This is a genomic window from Pseudomonas sp. SK3(2021) (assembly GCF_016772375.1).
GTDB classification, from domain to species: Bacteria; Pseudomonadota; Gammaproteobacteria; order Pseudomonadales; family Pseudomonadaceae; genus Aquipseudomonas; species Aquipseudomonas chlororaphis_I.
This window is the reverse complement of sequence record NZ_CP061943.1, coordinates 6,446,990-6,468,030: the sequence shown is the minus strand read 5'-3', so window position 1 is coordinate 6,468,030 and position 21,041 is coordinate 6,446,990. Positions and strand designations below refer to the sequence as shown.

Here is a 21,041-nt window from a genome sequence, read left to right as displayed (position 1 = left end):
GGCGCCTCTGTGCGGCTAGACCTGCTCGAGCGCGTCGTTCAAGGCGCGCTCCAGGTCGGCCTTGTAGCGCAGGTAGAGATTGCTTGAGCCGTGGTGGTCACCGAGCAGGCCGGACAGGTCCAGGTCGGTGATGTAGCAGCGATAGCGTTCGGTTTCGCGGCGCTGGCCGACAATCTCCTGAGCGACCGCGGCGAACAACTGGTCGCCATGCTCCAGCTCGGAAAACTCCCGTTGATTGCAATACAGGGTGACCTGCACCTGCCCCGGTGCGGCTTTGCCGATGATGCCCTGCACGTCATAAAAGGCGTTGTTCGCCGGTGTCTGTGGCGCCGGGCGTGGCTCGATTCGACGGGCCCTTGTGCTGCCTGAAGGCAATATCTGGTAATACAAAATATCCAGCGGCACGAGAGCCTGGGAGGCCTCCATCGGCAGTTGGGCATCGCGCCGGTAGAGGATCGACTGCAGGAAGCGTTGCAGGGGAACCAGCAGGCTCTGTTCGTCGTGGTAGGGCAGGCGTTGCTGCCAGAGCGCATCGAACTCATCCAGCACGTACAGCTCGGCCTGAGCCTCGACGACGCGGTAGAACACCTGGATGCAGTCGGGCTGGCCCATTGGCAGGATCAGCGCCAGGTCGTGTTCTTCCAGGGCCATCGGGTCCAGGTACAGCGGGCTGTAGCTCGACTGCTCTTCGCCCAGGTAGTCGATCAGCGCCGGCAGGCTCGCCAGCGCCACATGATTGACCTGGCCCGGCACCAGTTCCAGCACGTGGTAATGCTGCTGCACCTGGATCAGGTAGCGGTGATTGAGCTGGCTGAGCAACAGGTTCTGCGCCGTGTCGAACAGCTCTTCGACCCGTTGGGCGATGAACTGCGCGCGGTTGTGGCAAAAGCAGCGCACTTGCAGCTTCGGCTGCTCAGGGCCGCGCGGCAGGTTGTTGAGGTAGTCACGCAGGCAGTCGAGCAGGGCATGGGCGCCGTCGTAACGACTGACCAAGACCTCGTTCCAGCTGTTGAGCGTCACCTGGTCGAGGGTCAGCACCAGGTTTTCCCGCACCCCGGCGTAGCTCAAAGAGTCGGTACGCTCGGTGGTCATCAGGATGTTCAGGTCGCGGTGATGCTTGAGCGGGTCGCGGCCGACGTTCACCAGGATCAGCACTTCGCTGGGCACGCTGCTGTGCAGCAGGCGTTCTTCGCTGACGGTGCCCAGGGGCAGGGCGATGGTCTGCTGCAGGCTGCCCAGCAGATTGAACAGCTCGAACTCGCTCAGGTCGCTGCTGCCTGGATGCAGCGCCAGGCGCGTGCTGCTGTCGATCACGCCGTTGCGATGGCACCAGGTCAGCAACTCCAGCAGTTCGCGGCTGCGCTTGATCGGCGCGAAATGTTCCCACTCCAAGGCATTCAGGCTGCCGTTGTACAGGCCCCAGTGGGTTTGCCCAGGTTCTTTCTTGTTGGGCGACTGCACCAGGGTCAGGGTGTCTTCGGCCAGGTCCGGGGCAATGCCGGGGTTGATGAACTCGATCTTGCCGGCCTTGCGTTCAAAGGCCGCGTACAGGCGGCGGCCAAGGACATTCAGGTCGCGCTTGTTGATCAGGCCGACGGCCTGTTCGGTACGGGCGAACTGAGTCAGGAAGCGGTAGCTGTAGTTCAGTTCGTTGACCAGGGCCCGGCGTTCGGCGCTGACCTGGCGGACTTTCCACTGGCTGCGGCTGTCGAGCATTGCCAGTTGGCGCTGATCCCAGCCCCATTCGTGGGCCAGCCGTTCGAGCAGCGAGCGCTGCCAGCTCGGATTGCGCGCGCCGTTGCCGCCGGTGAGCTTGCGATTGACCTTCAGGTACAGGCTGCGCCGCACCAGCTCCAGGCGCTCCGGCTCGCCGCGGGCCTTGAGGTATTCCTCGATGCGCCGGTAGACCACGATGTACGGGTCCAGCTCATCGAGGTCCAGGCGGTTGGCGAACACCGCCTGCTTGAAGCGCAGGCTCAGGCATTCCACCCGCGGGTGTTCGCTGGCGTAGACCTCGGTCAGCAGCAACTTGAGCACGGACTTGTACGGCGACTCGATACCCTTGAACAGTTGCCAGAGCCCGGCGCCGATGAATTCCCCCGGTGGAATATGAGCCAGATGGCCAAGGTCGAGGTTTTCATCGGCGGGGATGAAACGCTTGGACAGCAGCGTATGGGTGTATTCGTGGTAGCGGGCTTCTTCATACACCGGCACCAGCCACCACAGCGGCGTACGCCCAGCCAGCCAGATGGCGGTGCGGTAGAACTCGTCCAACAGCAGGTAGTGCTGGGTGGTGCCGCAATCGTCGGAGCTCAGTTGGGTGTCGCGATCGCCACGGACAAAGCGGCTGGGGTCGATCAGGAAGAAGTGCGCCTCGGCGCCCTGGCTGGTGGCCCAGGCTTCCAGCAGCAGGCATTTCTTGCGCAGTTCGGCGAGTTCGTTCTCGTCGAGATCGGGCGCATGGCAGACCCACACGTCCATATCACTCTGGTCGGCCTGGGCCAGGGTGCCCAGGCTGCCCATCAGGAACAGGCCATGGATGGGGCGTGGTGCGTTGCCGGGCCGGGCCTTGTAGGAAAACGAACGGGTCAGGCGCTGGGCTTCGTTGAGCGTCGGCGTGTCGGGCTCGTAGTTCGACAGCCCGGCCGGTGTGCCGCCCGACACATAGCCCGGCAATAACGGGTGGTTGACGTGAAAGAACAGCGGCAACAGGTTGAGCACCAGTTGCTGGCGTGGTGACAACCCTTCCATGGCCCGGCCCAGGCGCCCTTCGTTGAGCTTCAGAAAGCGCGCGCGCAGCTGGCCGAGAACCTTGCGGTCGATTCCCTCGTCCAGATCTGGGCGGATTTCATGGGTGCGGGTCATTCAAACAGGCTCGCGAAGCTTGAACGTGGGAGGTCTTGTGTGCGGAGGAGTTTACAGCCAGTCGAGGGCGGCCTTTAAGCTGAATTTTATTTTTGACGTCAGATTTCCAGCGGATGGCTGGCGCTTGCCCGCGGAATCCGACAGGCGGGGATTCCGAGGGCCGTAGGGGAGAACGTTCAGGCGGCTTCTTTGACCGTCAGAATGGTCAGCAGGCCTTGGGCATGCTCGGCGGCATCGCGGCCCAGGCTGGTCAGGTAACCACCATCGGGCTGGGTAATGAGCTCTTTCTCGAACAGGCGTCGTGCGGCGGCGATAGCTTGGGGGGCAGCGGTCTGATGGATTTTCAGGCCTTCCTGGGAACTGTCCAGGTTGAAGAGTACAAGGATTTCCAGTTCGGCAACCAACTCAGGGGTATACGACATAAGGACTCCAGACTTTCTAGGAATTAGGCGACAGCGTCCTTAAGGTGACCGCAGTTGTGCAGCCTGTCCAGTGTCCGCTGCGGACTTTTACGCCCCTGGGCGGCGGTATTTGGCCGCAGGGTGCGTACCAGTGTAGTCAAGGGTCGCAATCGCGCCGGCCTGGTGCGGGCGCGAGGCGTGGCGGGCTTACTTCTTCTCGGGCGGCAGCTCGGGCAGGGCGCGCAGCGCGGCTTCGTACCATTGGGTGTCGAACGCGCGGTCTTCTTCGAGGATCGCGTCGATTTCCACCGCCAGGACGTGAGCCATGAGGTTGAGGATTTCGTCACGCTCATAGCCGACCAGGGTCAGCTTGTTGAAGGTGGCCTTGGCCGCGGGCGGGTTGTCGCTTTCGATCTGGTTTTCGATTGCTTCGATCAGGGTGTTTTCGGTGAAGGCTTCTTCGTCGTTGTCATCCTGGTGGATGTCGGGGGTTGGCTCGCTCATGGCAGGCTCCTCAAGGAAAGGTCGCCAGTTTACCCGTATTCAGGAGCCTGATGCTGCTGGCCAGTCGGCAGTCGAGGATCTATAAGAGTGGCTGCCAACCCCGTACCCGGCCTGGAGGCTACATGATGTTCAAGCTTTATGGATTCGCCGTCAGCAACTACTACAACATGGTGAAACTGGCATTGCTGGAAAAAGGTCTGCCTTTCGAAGAGGTGCCGTTCTACGCCGGGCAAAGCCCTGAGGCGTTGGCCATCAGCCCACGCGGCAAGGTGCCGGTGCTGGGGGTGGAGCAGGGTGTTATCAACGAAACCAGCGTGATCCTCGAATACCTCGAAACCCAGCCTGGCCCGGCACTGCTGCCAAGCGATCCGTTCGAGCGTGCCCAGGTGCTGGCGCTGGCCAAGGAGATCGAGCTTTACATCGAGTTGCCGGCGCGGGCCTGTTACGGCGAAGCGTTCTTCGGCACGGCGGTCCCCGAGGCGATCAAGGAGAAGTCCCGCAATGAGCTGGTGCTGGGGTTCGCCTCGCTGGCCAGGCACGGCAAGTTCGCCCCTTATGTGGCGGGCAGCAGCCTGAGCGTGGCGGATCTGTATTTCCTGTACAGCGTGAGCCTGGCCTGCGTGGTAGGGCAGAAACTGTTCGGTATGGATCTTTTGGCCGAGATGCCGGCAGCCAAAGCCTTGATGGCGCGCCTGGAAAAGATGCCCAACGTGCAGCGGGTCGCGGCGGACAAGGACGCGGCAATGCCGCAGTTCCTGGCGATGATCGCCAGCAAGAAATAGAAAGGCTTCAGGTCGCTGACTGCGGGCAAGCCACACTCTTGTGAGAGCGTGGCTTGCCCGCGCTAGCGTTTAGCGACTGCTCAGCAACGCCTGGCCGCGAACCACCGCCGCCTTGACTTGAGCCGGCGCGGTGCCGCCGATGTGGTCACGGGCATTGACCGAGCCTTCCAGGGTCAGCACGGCAAACACGTCCTGATCGATCTGGTCGCTGAACTTGCGCAGTTCCTCCAGGCTCATTTCCGCCAGGTCCTTGCCGGTTTCCACGCCGTACTTCACGGCGTGGCCAACGATCTCGTGGCAATCGCGGAATGGCAGGCCGCGGCGCACCAGGTAGTCCGCCAGGTCGGTGGCGGTGGAGAAGCCGCGCAGCGCCGCTTCGCGCATCATCGCGTGCTTGGGCTTGATCGCCGGAATCATGTCGGCAAAGGCGCGCAGCGAGTCGCGCAGGGTGTCGGCGGCGTCGAACAGCGGTTCCTTGTCTTCCTGGTTGTCCTTGTTGTAGGCCAGGGGCTGGCCCTTCATCAGCGTCAGCAGGCCCATCAGCGCACCGAACACGCGGCCGCTCTTGCCGCGAACCAGCTCCGGAACGTCCGGGTTTTTCTTTTGCGGCATGATCGAGCTGCCGGTGCAGAAGCGGTCTGGCAGGTCGATGAACTGGAACTGCGCACTGGTCCACAGCACCAGCTCTTCGGAGAAGCGCGACAGGTGCATCATGGCCACGCTGGCGGCGGCGCAGAACTCAATGGCGAAATCGCGATCAGACACATTGTCCAGCGAGTTGCCACCGACGGCGTCGAAGCCCAGCAGCTGGCAGGTCAGCTCGCGGTCGATCGGGTAGGTGGTGCCGGCCAGCGCGGCGCTGCCCAGAGGCATGCGGTTGGTGCGCTTGCGGCAATCGACCAGGCGCTCGTAGTCGCGGCTGAGCATCTCGAACCAGGCCAGCATGTGATGACCGAAAGTCACAGGCTGTGCGGTCTGCAGGTGAGTGAACCCCGGCATGATGGTGTCGGCTTCGCGCTCGGCCTGCTCCAGCAGGCCTTTTTGCAGGCGGGTGATTTCCGCCAGGATCAGGTCGATTTCGTCGCGCAGCCACAGGCGGATATCGGTGGCCACCTGGTCGTTGCGGCTGCGGCCGGTGTGCAGCTTCTTGCCGGTGACGCCGATGCGGTCGGTCAGGCGTGCTTCGATGTTCATGTGCACATCTTCCAGGTCGACGCGCCAGTCGAAGGTGCCCGCCTCGATTTCGCCCTGGATGGTTTTCAGGCCGTCGATGATGCTGTCGCGTTCGGCATCGGTCAGTACGCCGACCTTGGCCAGCATGGTGGCGTGGGCGATCGAGCCCATGATGTCGTGACGATAGAGGCGCTGGTCGAAAGTGACGGAGGCGGTGAAGCGGGCGACGAAGGCGTCGACGGGCTCACTGAAGCGGCCGCCCCAGGACTGATTGGTCTTGTCAGTGCTCATGAATTCGCTCGTGATCGGCTGGAAGGGAATTGAGGTGAAAAGTTGCCGCGGATAATAACAGGGTTGCCAATCCTGTAGCTGGCACCGGTCGGCAGGTTTTTATTTCTGCCATGGGGGCCGCGGGCGCTTGTCGCCGACCTCGGGCGCGCAGAGACTAGGTGAGCGAAGGCGGGGTGCGAGGGGTGATGTAACGATATTTATCGATTGAGCAATATCGTCTTGGCAACCGTCTACAGTTGGACTGAAGGATCAGCGCAATCTCGGATGTTTCATCGAGCCTGGTCGCTGATTGCGCAACCGTTGTCGCATGCGCTCCGGTCCCGGCACCACCTCGCGATTCACGAGGGAGGCGGCCGGGGTGGAAGCCGACTATAAGAGAGGGGGTGTTTGTGTCCTGTATCAGCAGTCCCCATGACCATGCCGTGCAGTGGCGGGCCTTGAACGGTGTCGAGCAGGCCCGGGTAAATAATGGTGCCCGTCGTGGGGCACTTTTTGGCCCTCGCACTAGTCTTAGCGTGGATCGCCGTGACGGACGTCACTTCACCTGTCTACGCTATCCTTGTGCGAGACTCACGCAGGAATCCAGCGCAATATGAATGTCCTGATCGTTGATGACGAACCCCTAGCCCGAGAGCGACTGAGCCGTATGGTCGGTGAGCTTGAGGGATACAGTGTCCTGGAGCCCAGCGCCACCAATGGCGAAGAGGCATTGGCCCTGATCGATAGCCTGAAACCGGATATCGTGCTTCTCGACATCCGCATGCCGGGTCTCGATGGCCTGCAGGTCGCCGCCCGCTTGTGCGAACGCGAAGCGCCGCCCGCCGTGGTGTTTTGTGCAGCCCCTGATGAATTCGCCCTCGAGGCTTTTGATGTCAGCGAGGTCGGTCACCTGCTCAAGCCGGTGCGTTCCGAGCATCTGCTCGAGGCGCTGAAAAAGGCCGACCGCCCCAACAGGGTCCAGTTGGCGGCCCTGACCCGGCCCGCCGCCGAAAGTGGTAGCGGCCCCCGCAGCCATATCAGTGCGCGCACCCGCAAAGGTATCGAGCTGATCCCTCTGGATCAGGTCGTCTATTTCATTGCCGACCACAAATACGTGACCCTGCGCCATGAGAGCGGCGAAGTCCTGCTGGACGAACCCCTGAAGGCGCTGGAGGACGAGTTTGGCGAGCGTTTCGTACGCATCCACCGCAACGCCCTAGTGGCCCGTGAGCGCATCGAACGCCTGCAGCGTACGCCGCTGGGGCATTTCCAGCTGTTCCTCAAGGGGCTCAATGGTGATGCGCTGATCGTCAGCCGACGGCATGTGGCCGGTGTGCGCAAGATGATGCAGCAGCTCTAGATCTGGACAGTCGGGCGGGTCATGCACCCCGCCCGCAACGTTCCTGCAGCCAGGGAGGGGCCGCGGTTCCTGATACAAGTCAAAGCTGATTTGGCTGAGCTGTTATCATCTGCCGTATTTTCTTCAGTACGGATTGATCCATGTCCTCTCGCGAAATCCGCATCGCTACCCGCAAAAGTGCCTTGGCCTTGTGGCAAGCCGAATACGTCAAAGCTCGTCTGGAAGCCGCTCACCCCGGGTTGATCGTGACGCTGGTGCCCATGGTCAGTCGCGGTGACAAACTGCTCGACTCGCCGTTGTCGAAAATCGGCGGCAAGGGGCTGTTCGTCAAGGAGCTGGAAACCGCGCTGCTGGAAAACGAAGCGGATATCGCCGTGCATTCGATGAAAGACGTGCCGATGGACTTCCCCGAAGGCCTGGGCCTGTTCTGCATCTGCGAGCGCGAAGACCCGCGCGATGCCTTTGTCTCCAATACCTACTCCAGTCTCGACGACCTGCCCGTGGGCAGCGTCGTGGGTACCTCCAGCCTGCGTCGCCAGGCGCAACTGCTGGCTCGTCGTCCGGACCTGCAGATCCGTTTCCTGCGCGGCAACGTCAACACTCGCCTGGCCAAACTCGACGCCGGTGAGTACGACGCCATTATCCTGGCCGCTGCGGGCTTGATTCGTCTTGGCTTCGAAGATCGCATCAGCTCTTCAATCAGCGTTGACGACAGTCTTCCGGCTGGCGGACAGGGTGCGGTGGGTATCGAGTGCCGCACGGCCGACAGCGAGATCCATAAGCTGCTGGCGCCGCTGCATCATGCCGATACGGCGGATCGGGTCACCGCCGAGCGTGCCCTCAACAAGCATCTGAATGGCGGCTGCCAAGTGCCTATCGCCTGCTATGCGGTGCTCGAAGGCGACCAGCTGTGGCTACGCGGCCTGGTCGGCGAACCGAGCGGCGGTGTGCTGCTCAGCGCCGAGGCCCGTGCTCCTCGCAGCGCGGCGGCGGCGCTTGGGGTGCAGGTCGCGGAGGATCTGCTGGCCCAGGGCGCCGACGATATTCTGCGCGCGGTCTATGGCGAGGCTGGCGAAGAGTGAGCGACTGGCGTGTGCTGCTGACCCGGCCCACGGACGAGTCGGCGCTGCTGGCTGAGGTTCTGGGCGAAGCGGGAGTATTCAGCAGCAGCCTGCCGTTGCTGGAAATCCAGGCCCTGCCTTTTGACGATACCCGGCGCGCCAGAGTGCTTGATCTGCACCTGTACTGCGCGGTGATCGTGGTCAGCAAGCCGGCCGCGCGAATGGCCGTGCAACTGCTCGAGCAGTTCTGGCCGCAGCCGCCGAGCCAGTGCTGGTTCAGTGTGGGCGCCGCGACGGCGCAGATTCTGGCCGATCACGGCCTGGATGTTTTTTTCCCCGAGCAAGGCGATGACAGTGAAGCCTTGCTTGAACTTCCCCAGTTGCGCGAGGCTATTGCGCGGCCCGGCCCGCGGGTGCTGATCATGCGCGGGGAGGGTGGCCGCGAGCTGCTGGCTGAGCGTTTGCGCGGCCAAGGTGCTAGTGTCGATTATCTGGAGTTGTACCGCCGCGACCTGCCACGCTATGCCAATGGGGCGCTGATGCAACGCATCCAGGCGGAACGCTTGAATGGGCTGGTGGTCAGCAGTGGGCAGGGTTTCGAGCACTTGCAGCAGTTGGCCGGCGAGGCCTGGCCACAGGTGGCGCGGCTGCCGTTGTTTGTACCGAGCCCCCGGGTCGCCGAAATGGCGCGTGCCGCCGGGGCCGAGAAAGTTGTGGATTGTCGTGGTGCCAGCGCCGCGGCCTTGCTAACGGCGTTACGGGAGCACCCCGTGCCCGTTCTCTAAACGCAAAGGATGGATACGTGAGCGAAACAGCCTTGCCTAAAGATGATGTCCAGCCGGTAATCGACGCACCGGCTGAGCCCGCAACCCCTGCTCCGCAGCGCCGCGGCAACGGGTTGGCGATCCTCGCCCTGCTGCTGGGGGCGGCCGGTGTGGCTGCCGGTGGCTGGGGTGTCTGGCAGGTGCGTAGCCTGCAGGCCAACAATCAACAGCAACTGGGGCAGTTGCAGGCCCTGGGTGACGAGGCGCAGAGCCTGAAGCTCAATGAGCAGCGCCTGACGGCACGCCTAGAGCAGTTGCCGGCGGCCGATGAGCTGGAAGAGCGCCGTCGTCTGGTCGCGCAACTGCAGGGCGATCAGCAGCGACTCAATCAGAAGCTGGAGAGCGTGCTGGGTGCCAGCCGCAAGGACTGGCGTCTGGCCGAGGCGGAACATTTGTTGCGTCTGGCCAGCCTGCGTCTTTCGGCCTTGCAGGACATCAGCAGTGCCCAGGCCCTGGTGCAGGGCGCCGACGAGATCCTGCGCGAGCAGAACGATCCCGGTTCTTTCGCCGCGCGCGAGCAGTTGGCCAAGAGCCTTGCGGCCCTGCGCAGCACCGAGCAGCCGGATCGCACCGGACTGTTCCTGCAACTGGGCGCACTGCGCGACCAGGTGACCGAGCTTACCGAACTGGCCCCCGAGTACCGCGACCGTGGCGATTCGCTGTTGGGCCTGACCGCCGACGGCGACGGCGCCAGTCGCTGGGCGCAATGGTGGGACCAGATCTCGCGTTACATTCGTATCGACTTCAACGCGGACAAGAATGTGCGGCCGCTGCTCGCCGGGCAAAGCCTGACGCAGGTGCGCCTGGCCTTGAGCCTGGCCCTGGAGCAGGCCCAGTGGGCGGCGCTGAACGGCCAGGCGCCGGTGTATACCCAGGCGCTGGCGGAAGCCCGCGATGTGTTGAAGGGTAATTTCAATCAGGACAACCCGCAGAGCAAGCTCATGCTGGAGCGCGTGTCCGAACTGAGTAAACAGCCGGTCACTGTGCAGACGCCGGACCTGACCCAGACCCTGAGCGCCGTTCAGGCCTACCTGGAACGGCGTAACCTGAGCGCTGAAGAGTCGGTGAAACCACTGGCCAAGCCTGCTGCGAATGCCCCGCAGGAGACCAGCCCATGAAGCGCCTGTACGTGATTCTGTTCCTGGTGATCGCCGCCTCGGGATTGCTGGGGTTGGCGATTGCCGAGCATTCCGGGTACATCCTGATTGCCTACGACAGCTTCCGTTATGAGTCGAGCCTGTGGGCGACCCTGGCACTGGTCGCGGTGATCTGGCTGGTGATCTGGGGTATCAAGGCGCTGATCGAGCTGGTGATGGCCTCCAGCGGCGTGGTCAATCCCTGGTCGCGGCGCAACCGCAGCCGTCGCGTGCAGATCGCCATCGAGCAGGGCCAGATGGATCTTGCCGAAGGCCGCTGGGCCAGCGCCCAGAAGCATTTGCATCGTGCCGCGGAAGCCGAGCGCCAGCCTCTCCTTTACTACCTCGGCGCAGCCCGGGCGGCGAACGAGCTGGGAAATTACGAGCAGTGCGACAGCCTGCTGGAGCGTGCCCTCGAGCGGCAGCCCCAGGCCGAGCTGGCGGTGGCCTTGAGTCATGCCCAGCTGCAGACCGATCGGGGTGATACCGAAGGCGCCCTGATCACCCTGCAAGCCATGCACGAGCGTCACCCGCACAGTGTCCAGGTGCTGCGGCAGTTGCAGCGTCTGCATCAGCAGCGGGGCGACTGGTCGGCGGTGATTCGGCTGCTGCCCGAACTGCGCAAGGACAAGGTCCTGCCCGCCAATGAACTGGCCGAGCTGGAGCGTCGGGCCTGGGGCGAGAACCTGACCCTCGCGGCGCATCGCGAAGAAGACGGTGCGGTCGGCCTGCAATCGCTCAATCGCGCCTGGCAGCAACTGACCGCGGCTCAACGTCAGGAACCGCAACTGGTGCTGGCCTACGCCGAGCAACTGCGTCAATTGGGTGCCGAGGCCGAGGCCGAAGAAGTGCTGCGCGTCGCTCTCAAGCGTAAATACGACAGCCATCTGGCGCGGCTTTACGGCTTGTTGCGCGGCAGTGACCCGGCGCGGCAACTGCAGTTTGCCGAGCAATGGCTCAAGGATCATCCGAACGATCCGAGCCTGCTGCTGACCCTGGGTCGCCTGTGCCTGCAAACCAGTCTCTGGGGCAAGGCGCGGGACTATCTGGAAAGCAGCCTGCGCCTGCAGCGCAACCCTGAGGCTTGCGCCGAGCTGGCCCGGTTGCTGGCGCAGTTGGGCGATACCGAGCGCAGCAACCAGCTGTTCCAGGAAGGTCTGGGGCTGTTGGACGAGCGTCTGCTGGCATCGCCGTTGCCGGTGCCCGCCAGGGTATAAACCCGCAGGGCTGGGCCGTCCCTGGAGGGGCGGCCCGTCTGTGAACCTCCCCGATCTGGCCATTGTGCCCGTTTGCCACACTCGATCTTGTCATGGCGCGCCTTGAAAGGGCCGAGCGCTTTCTCTACCGTGGCAGCCTGTTTCTTCCGTTGTGGATACACCATGTCGCTGGCCGGCTCACGCTTGCTGTTCTCCCTTGTGTTTTTTACCGGTGCCTTGGCCCTGTGGGCTTCGTTTCACCTGGAGTACGGGGTTGGGCTCGAGCCTTGCCTGTTGTGGGTGGTGCAACGTTTCTTCGCGCTGCTGTTGACTTCGATCAGCCTGGTCGCGGCCGTGCAGGGGCCACAATACCCGGCGAGTGCCCTGTATTGGCTGTTGGAGCTGCTCTGCAGCCTGGCGGGTGTCGTCACGGCAGGGCGCCATGTGCTGTTGCAGAACATTCCTTCGGATCAGTTGTTGGCGTGCTTGCCGGACATGCCATTCATGCTTGGCAACCTGTCCTGGGGGCGTGCCTTGCAGTTGGTTTTCACCGGGACTGCGCAGTGTGCGGAGGTCACCTGGACGCTGCTGGACATGAGTGCCGCGGAGTGGAGCCTGTTGTTTTTCATCGGCGTGATGATTTTGAGTGCCTATCGTCTGGCGCGGCTTCTACCCCGGGGGCGGCGCAGGGCGGCCGCGACCTGAATCGTCGATTTGCGACGGGGCGCAAGATTAAACACTTGTATGAACTTTATCTCCTGCGTACCTTGAAGCGGCTGTCGAGCGGGCATAATCTGGCCCGCACGTGTCACCGCAATTACGTTGCTCGATGCTGTTCTGCCTGGCCAGGTGCTGATGTTCAGTCCAGTGGCGGATTCAGAGCGGCATGACCCATAAGGGAAGAGAGATCGCCATGCTCGAAAGTTGTCAGAATGCTCAGGAACGCTGGGGTGGAGTGCATCTGCTGATCGATCGCTGGTTGCAGGAGCGTCACGAACTGGTTCGGGCCTATGATGCTCTCGGCGCAGAGCCTGAGACGCTGGCTGAAAATCGACAGCTGCTGCAGGAGTTCTGCGCAATCCTGGTGGACTACGTCTCCGCCGGCCACTTTGAAATCTACGAGCAGTTGACCGGCGAGGCCAAGGCCTTCAACGACAAGCGCGGGCTCGAACTGGCCGAAACCCTCTATCCACGGATCGATGTCATCACTGAAAAGCTGCTGGCGTTCAACGACCTGTGCGATGAAGGAAAATGCGTGGCGGAGAAGTTCAAGGAGCTGGGCGGTCTGCTGCATGAGCGCTTCGAGCTGGAAGATTGCCTGATCGAAGTGCTGCACAACGCTCACAAGGAAGAGGCCGCCGTTCAGGCCTGACTTGCAGCGAACGCTTTACCGAAACGGTGCGCATTGCGCACCGTTTTTCGTTTCTGCGCCACCCTAGCCGGTAGCCCCCAGCAGCTCGATTTCAAACACCAGGGGGGTGTAAGGCGCGATCAAATCGCCCGCGCCGTCGGCGCCGTAAGCCTGGGCCGAAGGAATCACCAGGCGCCACTTCGCCCCCGTCGGCATCTGCTGCAAGGCGCTGCGCCATCCGGCAATCACACTGTCCAGGCGGAACCACTGCGGCTGCTGATTCTGATCGAACACCGTGCCGTCGGGCAGGCGTCCGATGTAGCGAACCTGTACCGAACCATTGGCTCCTGGTCGTACTCCATTGCCGGGTGCCAGCTCGGTCAGCAGGATGCCGTTCTCCAGTTCGCGTACGCCTGGCTTGGCCTTTTCGGCCGAGAGAAAACGCTGTTCGTTTTCCAGCGCCACCTCGATGCGCGGCTTGTCCGCCTGCTCGCCGACCCGGGCTTCATGCTGGGCGAGGATCTGTTCGATACGCTCGTCCTTGAGTGCCAGAGGCTTGCCTTGGTAGGCCTGTTTCAAGCCCTCCACCAATGCCTGGATCTGCAGGTCCGGCACCTCCTGGCGCAGGCGTCCGCCGAGGCTGGCACCCAGGCTGTAGGCGAGATCGTGGGCATCGGTTTTCTGCGAATCTTCGGCGGCCTGAGCCAGTGGCAATAACACACACAAGGATAAAAAAAGGTAACGCGACATGGGCGCTCTCCGGCCTGAGACGAGGTGGATTATGCCAGCGTGGATGGGGCGGCTGGTGAGTAACTTTCTTATGCGCGAAGAACATTTTCGATCCTCTGCAACGCATGGCATTCGATACTGTCAACATGCCCTAGCGGCGGTAGCAGCAGAGGTCTAGTATGAGCCGCAACTCACGTCAGCCAGGAGGTAAACCATGTCGGCCAATAAGAAGCCTGTAAGTACTCCGTTGCATTTGCTCCAACAGCTTTCGGGCAGCCTGCTCGAACACTTGGAAAACGCTTGTTCCCAAGCCTTGGCTGATGCTGAAAAACTGCTCGCCAAACTGGAAAAGCAACGCGGTAAGGCACAGGAAAAACTGCACAAATCGCGCACCAAATTGCAGGACGCCGCGGCGGCCGGCAAGGCCAAGGCACAAGCCAAAGCCAAGGACGCAGTGAAAGAACTTGAAGACCTGCTCGATGCACTCAAGGCACGTCAATCCGAAACCCGCGCCTACATTCTGCAACTCAAGCGCGACGCTCAGGAAAGCCTGAAACTGGCCCAGGGCGTCGGTCGTGTGAAAGAAGCCGCAGCCAAATTGCTGAGTACTCGCTCCACCAAACCGGCAGCCGCTCCAGCGCAGAAAGCCGCAGCCAAGCCAGCGGCCAAAACCCCTGCCAAAGCTGCTGCTAAAGCACCGGTAAAAGCTGCCAGCAAACCGGCCGCCAAACCCGCTGCCAAGCCAGTGGCGAAAACCGCCGCAGCCAAACCTGCAACTGCCAAGCCAGCGGCTAAACCGGCTGCTGCAAAAGCATCTGCGAAACCTGTCGCCAAACCTGCTGCGAAAACAGTGGCTGCCAAACCGGCTGCAGCGAAACCCGCTGCCAAGCCAGCAGCAAAACCTGCGGCCAAACCCGCCGCCAAGCCTGCGGCTAAAACCGCAGCGGCCAAGCCTGCTGCTGCCAAGCCAGCGGCTAAGCCGGTAGCGGCAAAAGCGGCGGCGAAGCCGGCCGCCAAACCGGCTGCGGCAAAAGCTCCGGTGAAGGCAGCCGCTAAACCTGCAGCCGCCAAGCCGGTGGCTTCCACGGCTGCCAAGCCAGTGGCGAAAACCGCCGCAGCCAAACCTGCAACTGCCAAGCCAGCGGCAAAACCCGCCGTGAAACCTGCAGCCAAGCCTGCAGCAAAACCTGCCGCGAAGAAGCCAGTCGCCACCAAACCGGCTGCTGCCAAACCGGCCACCGCTCCAGCGGCCGCCAAGCCAGCCACTCCGGCAATTCCGGCTGTCAAGCCGGCGGCACCGGTATCTTCGCCAGCTCCGGCGGCGACTGCTGCGCCAGCTCCGGCTGCCGCTTCCGCCGGCACCACGCCAACCAGCGCTTCCTAAGCGTCGGTCACCGCGACGCGCAGCGCCTGCAGCGCGTCGCGGTTGAGGTTGGCGGCTTCGGCCGCCAAACCTTCCAGCCAGCCCTGCAGATCCTGCGTATCACCCTCCGACCATCCCTCCGCCAGCGCTTCCAGGCGCAATAGCAGTTGCCGTTCGGCCTCCAGTTCCAATGCCTTGACCTGTTCGCGCAAGACCGCCAGTTCCGGATCCGTGCTCGCGGCCGGGCGCCATTGCGTGCGCAGCTGGCGCAGCGGTCTGACGACTTCGTCGTGCCAGGGCTGGCCCAGGCTTCGCAGTTGTTGCAGGCGCTGGGCGGTGCAGGCCACCCCGCGTGCGCCGAGCCAGGCCGCGCAGAGTAGAAGGCAGACATTGGCCCCGGCCGCCTGAAGGTCCAGACAGGCTGCTTCGACGCCCGGGCGGGCGTAGGTCTTGAGGGTGAAGCTCCATAGGTCAGAGGACATATTGCTACTCGCGCCAGTTGCGAACGAAGCTGGTAGACTCCGCCGCCATTATGATTCGACTTCAGAACCTGACTTTACAGCGTGGTCCGCAACGTCTGCTAGAAGACGCCGAGCTGACCCTGCACGCCGGCCAGAAAGCCGGCCTGATCGGTGCCAACGGCGCCGGCAAATCCAGCCTGTTCGCCTTGCTGCGCGGCGAGTTGCACCCGGATTCGGGCGACTGCTTCCTGCCCGCCGACTGGCGCATCGCCCACATGCGCCAGGAGGTCGACACCCTCGAGCGGCTGGCGGTCGACTACGTGCTCGATGGCGACCTGCGCCTGCGTCAGGTGCAGCGCGAGTTGGCCGCCGCCGAAGCGGCCCATGACGGTGCGGCCCTGGCGCGCCTGCATGCTGAGCTGGACAGCGCCGACGGTTATACCGCCGACGCCCGGGCGCGCAAGCTGCTGGCTGGCCTGGGTTTCAGCAACGAGCAGATGGACCGTCAGGTCGGCGATTTCTCCGGTGGCTGGCGGATGCGCCTGAACCTGGCGCAGGCGCTGATGTGTCCGTCGGACCTGCTGCTGCTCGACGAACCGACCAACCACCTGGACCTCGATGCGATCCTCTGGCTGGAGGACTGGCTCAAGGGCTATCCCGGTACCTTGCTGCTGATTTCCCACGACCGCGATTTCCTCGATGCGGTGGTCGACCATGTGGCTCACGTCGATCAGCGCAAGATCACCCTCTATCGCGGTGGCTACAGCGCCTTCGAACGGGCCCGTGCCGAACGTCTGGCACAACAGCAGCAAGCCTACGAGAAGCAGCAGGCGCAACGCGCGCACATGGAAAAGTACATTGCGCGCTTCAAGGCCCAGGCCACCAAGGCCCGCCAGGCCCAGAGCCGGATCAAGGCCCTGGAGCGGATGGAAGAGCTGTCCGCCGCCCATGTCGACTCGCCGTTCGACTTCGTTTTCCGCGAGTCGGAAAAGATCTCCAGCCCGCTGCTCGATCTGTCCGATGCTCGCCTGGGTTACGGCGAGAAGACAGTACTGGAGAAGGTCAAGCTGCAACTGACCCCGGGTGCGCGCATCGGTCTGCTCGGTCCCAACGGCGCCGGCAAGTCGACCCTGATCAAGAACCTCTCCGGCGAGCTGTCGCCGCTGAGTGGCCGCCTGACCCGTGGCGAGAACACCGTCGTCGGCTACTTCGCCCAGCACCAGCTGGACTCGCTCGATGCCAAGGCCAGCCCGTTGCTGCATTTGCAGCGCCTGGCACCGACCGAGCGCGAGCAGACCCTGCGCGATTTCCTCGGCGGCTTCGACTTCCGCGGCGCGCGTATCGACGAGCCGGTGCTGAACTTCTCTGGTGGCGAAAAGGCGCGCCTGGCTTTGGCCCTGATTGCCTGGGACCGCCCGAACCTGCTGCTGCTCGACGAACCGACCAACCACCTGGACCTGGAGATGCGCCTGGCCCTGACCATGGCCCTGCAAGAGTTCAGCGGCGCGGTACTGGTGGTTTCCCACGACCGTCACCTGTTGAAAAGCACCACCGACAACTTCTTCCTGGTGGCTGACGGCAAGGTCGAGGAATTCGACGGCGACCTGGACGATTACGCACGCTGGCTGGTGGACTACCGCCAGCGCAACGCGCCGGTCAGCACGACCACGGTCAACCCGGACAAGACCGACAAGAAGGCCCAGCGCCAGGCCGCAGCGGCCCTGCGTCAGCAGCTGGCTCCACACAAGCGTGAAGCCGACAAGCTGGAAACCGAGCTGGGCAAGGTCCACGAGCGGCTGGCGAAAATCGAAGCCAGTCTCGGCGACAGTGGCATCTACGAAGCGGCCCGCAAGGATGAATTACGTGATCTGCTGGCCGAGCAGGCCAAGCTGAAGGTCCGCGAAGGCGAGCTGGAAGAGGCCTGGATGGAAGCGCTGGAACTGCTGGAAAGCATGCAGGCGGAACTGGAAGCCTTGTCCTGATGGACGCGTTCAAGCTGCCTGTGCCGATCATGTGGGTCGAGCCGCTGTGGGTCACTGTGCAAATCCTGCTGATCCTGTTGGCTGGCTACATCGCCCAGCGTTTTGTCGCGCGCTGCCTGACCCGCCTGGGTGAACGTTATCCGTTCCCGCCGCAGCTGCTGATGCCGCTGCGCGGCGGCTTGCGCTGGCTGATCATGGGTAGCGCGCTGATCTTCGTCCTGGAACGGCTCGGGGTGTCGGCGACGGTGCTCTGGACTGCCCTGTCCGGTTTTGTCGCGGTGGCGGCGGTAGCCTTCTTCGCCATGTGGAGCGTGTTGTCCAACCTGCTGTGCGCCATCCTGATCTTTACCGTGGGCCCGTTCCGCATCGGCGATGTGGTCGAGCTGGTGGACACCCTCGACAAGCCGGGCATCAAGGGCCGGGTGGTGGCAATCAACCTGCTGTACACCTCGTTGATCGAAGCCGAGGAAGCCGGCACCGGCGGCGTCATGGTGCAAGTGCCCAACAGCCTGTTCTTCCAGCGCTCGGTGCGCCGTTGGCGTGGCAGCGATGCGCTGTCGATGGGCTCCGGCGAGAAATAGCCCCCCTGTGCCGTCCCTGTAGCCGCTGCGATCGGCTGCGAAGCAGACGCGCTCTTGAGATCGCAGGAAGTTCCTGCGGACCTTAGTGCAACCTTTGGCAGCAGCTACAGTCGGTCGGCGATGCCTGTCCGACAAAAATCTATGGTCATCCGCCCGCCAGCGCATTAGCTTAGGCGTCTACGACGAATTCGAGCCGAGGTGTGCGATGGTGCTTGAGACATGGCTGGCGTTTTTTGCCGCCTGCTGGGTGATCAGCCTTTCCCCGGGGGCCGGCGCGATTGCGTCGATGTCCTGCGGTCTGCAATACGGTTTCTGGCGCGGTTACTGGAACGCCCTGGGCCTGCAACTGGGCCTGGCCATGCAGATCGCGATTGTCGCGGCCGGTGTGGGGGCGATTCTCGCGGCATCCTCGACCGCCTTTTACGCGATCAAATGGTTCGGCGTGGCTTACCTGGTCTACCTCGCGGTCAAACAGTGGCGCGCGCTGCCCAGCGACCTGAGCGACGACGCCGCGATCCGGCCGATCGGCAAACCCCTGGCCCTGGTGTTCCGCGGCTTCCTGGTCAACATCAGCAACCCCAAGGCGCTGGTGTTCATGCTGGCGGTCCTGCCGCAGTTCATCGATCCTCATGCGCCGCTGGTGAAGCAATACCTGATCCTCGGCGCGACCATGATTACCGTCGACCTGATCGTCATGGCCGGCTACACCGGCCTGGCTTCCAAGGTCCTGCGCCTGCTGCGCACGCCTACCCAGCAACGCCGCATGAACCGCACCTTCGCCGGTCTGTTCCTCGGTGCCGCCGGATTGCTGGCGACCATTCGCAAAGCGCCGGTCTAAGAGGCTGGCCGTATCAAAAAGGCGCCTATCGAGGGCGCCTTTTTTATAGCTGTGTCCCCAGGGGGGATCCGTGAGCATGAACCGGTCCCGTTGCCGCCCGGATTTATTTCATCTTTGTTCAGGAAACCCCGGACCCCAGGTGATTCAAGGCTTTGGCCCGGTATCAGGTGCAACAGCGTCTGGGTGTCGCGTGTGACAACGCTTGAGTGAAACTCATTGGAAGTGAACAATGTGTTACTTCGTATTTCCATTTGAGATTCGTTCATGACTGCCCCCTCCCGTTTCCTGGCGTGGCTCGTGCTGCCGGTATTGGCCCTGTGCAGCGCCAACCTGCTGGCGGATACCGTAGAAGGCGCACCCAAGGCGCTGCACCTGCTCGACTACATTGGCGCGGACTATCCACCGACGGTCGAGGCGGGCAAGGTCATTGACGACTCCGAGTACCGTGAACAGATCGAGTTTCTCGGCGTGTTGCAGGGGCTGGTCGCCGACTTGCCGGCCAAGCCGGAGAAAGCCGAGCTGGAGCAGGGCATCGCCAGCTTGAACGACGCGGTCAAGGCCAAGGCGGATGGTGCTCTTGTCGCCCGTCAGGCGCGGCAGCTGGGTGCCAGGCTGGCGGTGGCCTATGAGGTCAGCCAGGCCCCGATCATCACTCCGGACCCGAGCCGTGGCGCGCCGTTGTATGCCCAGCACTGCTCGGTGTGTCACGGCGACACCGGTGCCGGCGACGGCCCGGCGGGCGTCGGCCTGACGCCGCCACCGGCCAACCTGCGGGATGCGGCACGCCTGGATCACCTGAGCCTCTACGCGATCTACAACACCCTCGGCCTGGGCGTCGAAGGCACCGACATGCCGTCGTTCGCCGATCAGCTGGACGACCGCCAGCGCTGGGACCTGGCGACCTATATCGCCGGCTTCACTGCCGACCCGGCCGCGGCGAAGGGCGACAAGAGCTACAACCTCGCCGACCTGGCCCGCCAGACCCCAAGCGAAGTAGAGGCCGCCGAAGGCCCGCAGGCCGCGGCCACCTTCCGTGCCCAGCGCGCCCAACCGCCACAGGTCAAGCGCGGCCCGGCGCAACTGCTTGACTACACCGCCTCGACCCTGGACAAGAGCCTGGCCGCCTACCGCGCCGGTGACCATGAACAGGCCTACGACCTGTCGGTGGCGGCGTACCTGGAAGGCTTCGAGCTGGTGGAAAGCTCCCTCGACAACGTCGACGCCAACGTGCGCAAGGATACCGAGAAGGCCCTGATGGCCTATCGTCAGGCGCTGCAGGATGGCTTGTCGGTAGAGCAGGCCGAGCAGCGTCTGGATGCCGCCAAGGCCAAGCTGACAGAATCGGCGGGCCTGCTGGGCAGCGATGGCCTGAGTTGGTCCCTGAGCTACATCTCTGGCCTGCTGATCCTGCTGCGCGAGGGGCTGGAAGCGATCCTGGTGCTGGCGGCGATCCTGGCCTTCCTGCGCAATACCGGCCAGCAATCGGCGGTGCGCAGCGTCAACGTCGGCTGGGGCCTGGCCTTGCTGGCCGGCCTGGGCACCTGGGCGCTGGCGGCCTATGTGATCGACGTCAGCGGCTCCCAGCGCGAGTTGCTGGAAGGCGCCACGGCCTTGTTCGCCAGTGTCATGGTGCTGTGGCTCGGCGTGTGGATGCACGACCGCCGGCACGCGGCGGCCTGGCAGGACTACATCAAGAGCAGCCTGGTGGGCGGCGGCGGCCGTTTCGGCTTTGCGGTGCTGGCGTTCTTCTCGGTCTATCGCGAACTGTTTGAGGTGATCCTGTTCTACGAAACACTGTGGCTGCAGGCCGGCCCGGCGGGCCATAACGCGGTGCTGGCCGGCGGCGCCACGGCGCTGGTGCTGCTGATCGGCCTGGCCTGGGTGATCCTGCGCGGTTCGGCCAAGCTGCCGCTGGCCCTGTTCTTCGGCATCAACGCGGCATTGCTGTGCGCCTTGTCGGTGGTGTTTGCCGGGCATGGCGTCAAGGCGCTGCAGGAGGCCGGAGTCTTCGGTACTCGGCCAGTGGCGTTCTTCGACTTCGATTGGCTGGGCATTCACGCCGATGCCTACTCGCTGGCGGCACAGGCGGTGGCGATCGTGGCGATCATCGTGCTTTACAGTCGCAGCCGCATCGCCGAGAAGCGGCGGCCCCAGGTTTCCTGAG

At 63.4% G+C, this 21,041-nt stretch carries 19 protein-coding genes and 1 pseudogene; 14 read left to right on the top strand and 6 right to left on the bottom strand.

Features of this window, described 5'->3' with window-relative positions; translation table 11 throughout:
• Positions 1 to 15: 15 nt before the first annotated feature.
• The 3 genes from IF690_RS28830 to IF690_RS28820 form a co-directional block, all read right to left on the bottom strand.
• A complete protein-coding gene (locus IF690_RS28830; RefSeq protein ID WP_202698352.1) occupies positions 16 to 2,865 on the bottom strand; it encodes a class I adenylate cyclase in 2,850 nt (949 codons plus the stop codon).
• Positions 2,866 to 3,041: 176 nt separating this feature from the next.
• Complete coding sequence (locus tag IF690_RS28825; RefSeq protein WP_023967863.1) at positions 3,042 to 3,287, bottom strand: TIGR02647 family protein; 246 nt, start codon at positions 3,285 to 3,287, stop codon at positions 3,042 to 3,044.
• A 186-nt stretch (positions 3,288 to 3,473) separates the two neighbouring features.
• The gene (locus IF690_RS28820; protein WP_202698351.1) at positions 3,474 to 3,770 is read right to left on the bottom strand and encodes a hypothetical protein; all 297 of its coding nucleotides are present in this window, start codon (positions 3,768 to 3,770) and stop codon (positions 3,474 to 3,476) included.
• 125 nt (positions 3,771 to 3,895) lie between these two features.
• Here IF690_RS28820 and IF690_RS28815 point away from each other — a divergent pair, with 125 nt between their 5' ends.
• Positions 3,896 to 4,552 (top strand): glutathione S-transferase family protein, encoded by a 657-nt coding sequence (locus IF690_RS28815; protein ID WP_202701768.1) that lies wholly within the window; start codon positions 3,896 to 3,898, stop codon positions 4,550 to 4,552.
• Positions 4,553 to 4,621: 69 nt separating this feature from the next.
• Here the strand turns inward: IF690_RS28815 and argH are convergent, their stop codons facing one another.
• Positions 4,622 to 6,016: an argininosuccinate lyase gene (gene argH / locus IF690_RS28810; protein WP_009051440.1), complete on the bottom strand. Its 1,395-nt coding sequence runs from the start codon at positions 6,014 to 6,016 to the stop codon at positions 4,622 to 4,624.
• A 440-nt stretch (positions 6,017 to 6,456) separates the two neighbouring features.
• On the opposite strand from argH, the pseudogene IF690_RS29400 reads away from it, so the two are divergent.
• From IF690_RS29400 to rsd, 8 genes and pseudogenes are all read left to right on the top strand, one after another.
• Positions 6,457 to 6,612: pseudogene (locus tag IF690_RS29400) on the top strand (sensor histidine kinase); the annotation flags it as partial.
• Positions 6,609 to 7,355 carry a LytR/AlgR family response regulator transcription factor gene (locus IF690_RS28805; protein ID WP_202698350.1) on the top strand — a complete coding sequence of 249 codons (747 nt, stop codon included), beginning with the start codon at positions 6,609 to 6,611 and terminating at the stop codon, positions 7,353 to 7,355. The pseudogene IF690_RS29400 and the gene IF690_RS28805, both read left to right, overlap by 4 nt.
• 140 nt (positions 7,356 to 7,495) lie before the next feature.
• Positions 7,496 to 8,437, top strand: a complete 942-nt coding sequence (hemC, locus tag IF690_RS28800) for a hydroxymethylbilane synthase (RefSeq protein WP_202698349.1) — start codon at positions 7,496 to 7,498, stop codon at positions 8,435 to 8,437.
• Entirely contained in the window at positions 8,434 to 9,201 is a 768-nt protein-coding gene (locus IF690_RS28795; RefSeq protein ID WP_202698348.1) for a uroporphyrinogen-III synthase, read from the top strand. Before hemC ends, IF690_RS28795 begins: the two co-directional genes overlap by 4 nt.
• Before the next feature lie 17 nt (positions 9,202 to 9,218).
• A complete protein-coding gene (locus IF690_RS28790; RefSeq protein WP_202698347.1) occupies positions 9,219 to 10,358 on the top strand; it encodes a uroporphyrinogen-III C-methyltransferase in 1,140 nt (379 codons plus the stop codon).
• Positions 10,355 to 11,593, top strand: coding sequence for a heme biosynthesis protein HemY (locus IF690_RS28785; protein ID WP_202698346.1), 1,239 nt, complete (start codon positions 10,355 to 10,357; stop codon positions 11,591 to 11,593). Before IF690_RS28790 ends, IF690_RS28785 begins: the two co-directional genes overlap by 4 nt.
• A 162-nt stretch (positions 11,594 to 11,755) precedes the next feature.
• Positions 11,756 to 12,277 carry a disulfide bond formation protein B gene (locus IF690_RS28780; RefSeq protein WP_202698345.1) on the top strand — a complete coding sequence of 174 codons (522 nt, stop codon included), beginning with the start codon at positions 11,756 to 11,758 and terminating at the stop codon, positions 12,275 to 12,277.
• A gap of 208 nt (positions 12,278 to 12,485) precedes the next feature.
• Positions 12,486 to 12,944 (top strand): sigma D regulator, encoded by a 459-nt coding sequence (gene rsd, locus IF690_RS28775; protein WP_202698344.1) that lies wholly within the window; start codon positions 12,486 to 12,488, stop codon positions 12,942 to 12,944.
• A 63-nt stretch (positions 12,945 to 13,007) separates the two neighbouring features.
• Here rsd and IF690_RS28770 read toward each other — a convergent pair whose 3' ends face one another.
• Positions 13,008 to 13,673, bottom strand: a complete 666-nt coding sequence (locus tag IF690_RS28770) for an FKBP-type peptidyl-prolyl cis-trans isomerase (protein WP_202698343.1) — start codon at positions 13,671 to 13,673, stop codon at positions 13,008 to 13,010.
• 193 nt (positions 13,674 to 13,866) lie between these two features.
• On the opposite strand from IF690_RS28770, the gene IF690_RS28765 reads away from it, so the two are divergent.
• Positions 13,867 to 15,036, top strand: coding sequence for an AlgP family protein (locus IF690_RS28765; protein WP_202698342.1), 1,170 nt, complete (start codon positions 13,867 to 13,869; stop codon positions 15,034 to 15,036).
• Here IF690_RS28765 and IF690_RS28760 read toward each other — a convergent pair.
• Entirely contained in the window at positions 15,033 to 15,497 is a 465-nt protein-coding gene (locus tag IF690_RS28760) for a TIGR02444 family protein (protein ID WP_202698341.1), read from the bottom strand. The genes IF690_RS28765 and IF690_RS28760 overlap by 4 nt on opposite strands.
• Positions 15,498 to 15,547: 50 nt before the next feature.
• On the opposite strand from IF690_RS28760, the gene IF690_RS28755 reads away from it, so the two are divergent.
• The 4 genes from IF690_RS28755 (at position 15,548) to IF690_RS28740 (ending at position 21,040) form a co-directional block, all read left to right on the top strand.
• On the top strand, positions 15,548 to 17,458 hold the full coding sequence (locus IF690_RS28755) for an ATP-binding cassette domain-containing protein (protein ID WP_202698340.1): 1,911 nt from the start codon (positions 15,548 to 15,550) through the stop codon (positions 17,456 to 17,458).
• Positions 17,458 to 18,039, top strand: coding sequence for a mechanosensitive ion channel family protein (locus IF690_RS28750; protein WP_202698339.1), 582 nt, complete (start codon positions 17,458 to 17,460; stop codon positions 18,037 to 18,039). Before IF690_RS28755 ends, IF690_RS28750 begins: the two co-directional genes overlap by 1 nt.
• 205 nt (positions 18,040 to 18,244) lie before the next feature.
• Positions 18,245 to 18,877: a LysE family transporter gene (locus IF690_RS28745; protein WP_038574875.1), complete on the top strand. Its 633-nt coding sequence runs from the start codon at positions 18,245 to 18,247 to the stop codon at positions 18,875 to 18,877.
• A 264-nt stretch (positions 18,878 to 19,141) separates the two neighbouring features.
• A complete protein-coding gene (locus IF690_RS28740) occupies positions 19,142 to 21,040 on the top strand; it encodes a cytochrome c/FTR1 family iron permease (RefSeq protein ID WP_202698338.1) in 1,899 nt (632 codons plus the stop codon).
• Position 21,041: the final 1 nt, after the last annotated feature.

Excerpts from the sequence above, each read along its gene's own strand:
- IF690_RS28785 (WP_202698346.1), top strand. The coding sequence starts at position 10,355 with ATGAAGCGCCTGTACGTGATTCTGTTCCTGGTGATCGCCGCCTCGGGA.
- IF690_RS28805 (WP_202698350.1), top strand. The coding sequence starts at position 6,609 with ATGAATGTCCTGATCGTTGATGACGAACCCCTAGCCCGAGAGCGACTG.
- IF690_RS28755 (WP_202698340.1), top strand. The coding sequence starts at position 15,548 with ATGATTCGACTTCAGAACCTGACTTTACAGCGTGGTCCGCAACGTCTG.
- IF690_RS28825 (WP_023967863.1), bottom strand. The coding sequence starts at position 3,287 with ATGTCGTATACCCCTGAGTTGGTTGCCGAACTGGAAATCCTTGTACTC.
- rsd (WP_202698344.1), top strand. The coding sequence starts at position 12,486 with ATGCTCGAAAGTTGTCAGAATGCTCAGGAACGCTGGGGTGGAGTGCAT.
- IF690_RS28770 (WP_202698343.1), bottom strand. The coding sequence starts at position 13,673 with ATGTCGCGTTACCTTTTTTTATCCTTGTGTGTGTTATTGCCACTGGCT.
- IF690_RS28780 (WP_202698345.1), top strand. The coding sequence starts at position 11,756 with ATGTCGCTGGCCGGCTCACGCTTGCTGTTCTCCCTTGTGTTTTTTACC.
- hemC (WP_202698349.1), top strand. The coding sequence starts at position 7,496 with ATGTCCTCTCGCGAAATCCGCATCGCTACCCGCAAAAGTGCCTTGGCC.
- IF690_RS28740 (WP_202698338.1), top strand. The coding sequence starts at position 19,142 with ATGACTGCCCCCTCCCGTTTCCTGGCGTGGCTCGTGCTGCCGGTATTG.
- IF690_RS28745 (WP_038574875.1), top strand. The coding sequence starts at position 18,245 with ATGGTGCTTGAGACATGGCTGGCGTTTTTTGCCGCCTGCTGGGTGATC.
- argH (WP_009051440.1), bottom strand. The coding sequence starts at position 6,016 with ATGAGCACTGACAAGACCAATCAGTCCTGGGGCGGCCGCTTCAGTGAG.
- IF690_RS28830 (WP_202698352.1), bottom strand. The coding sequence starts at position 2,865 with ATGACCCGCACCCATGAAATCCGCCCAGATCTGGACGAGGGAATCGAC.
- IF690_RS28820 (WP_202698351.1), bottom strand. The coding sequence starts at position 3,770 with ATGAGCGAGCCAACCCCCGACATCCACCAGGATGACAACGACGAAGAA.
- IF690_RS28765 (WP_202698342.1), top strand. The coding sequence starts at position 13,867 with ATGTCGGCCAATAAGAAGCCTGTAAGTACTCCGTTGCATTTGCTCCAA.
- IF690_RS28815 (WP_202701768.1), top strand. The coding sequence starts at position 3,896 with ATGTTCAAGCTTTATGGATTCGCCGTCAGCAACTACTACAACATGGTG.
- IF690_RS28760 (WP_202698341.1), bottom strand. The coding sequence starts at position 15,497 with ATGTCCTCTGACCTATGGAGCTTCACCCTCAAGACCTACGCCCGCCCG.
- IF690_RS28750 (WP_202698339.1), top strand. The coding sequence starts at position 17,458 with ATGGACGCGTTCAAGCTGCCTGTGCCGATCATGTGGGTCGAGCCGCTG.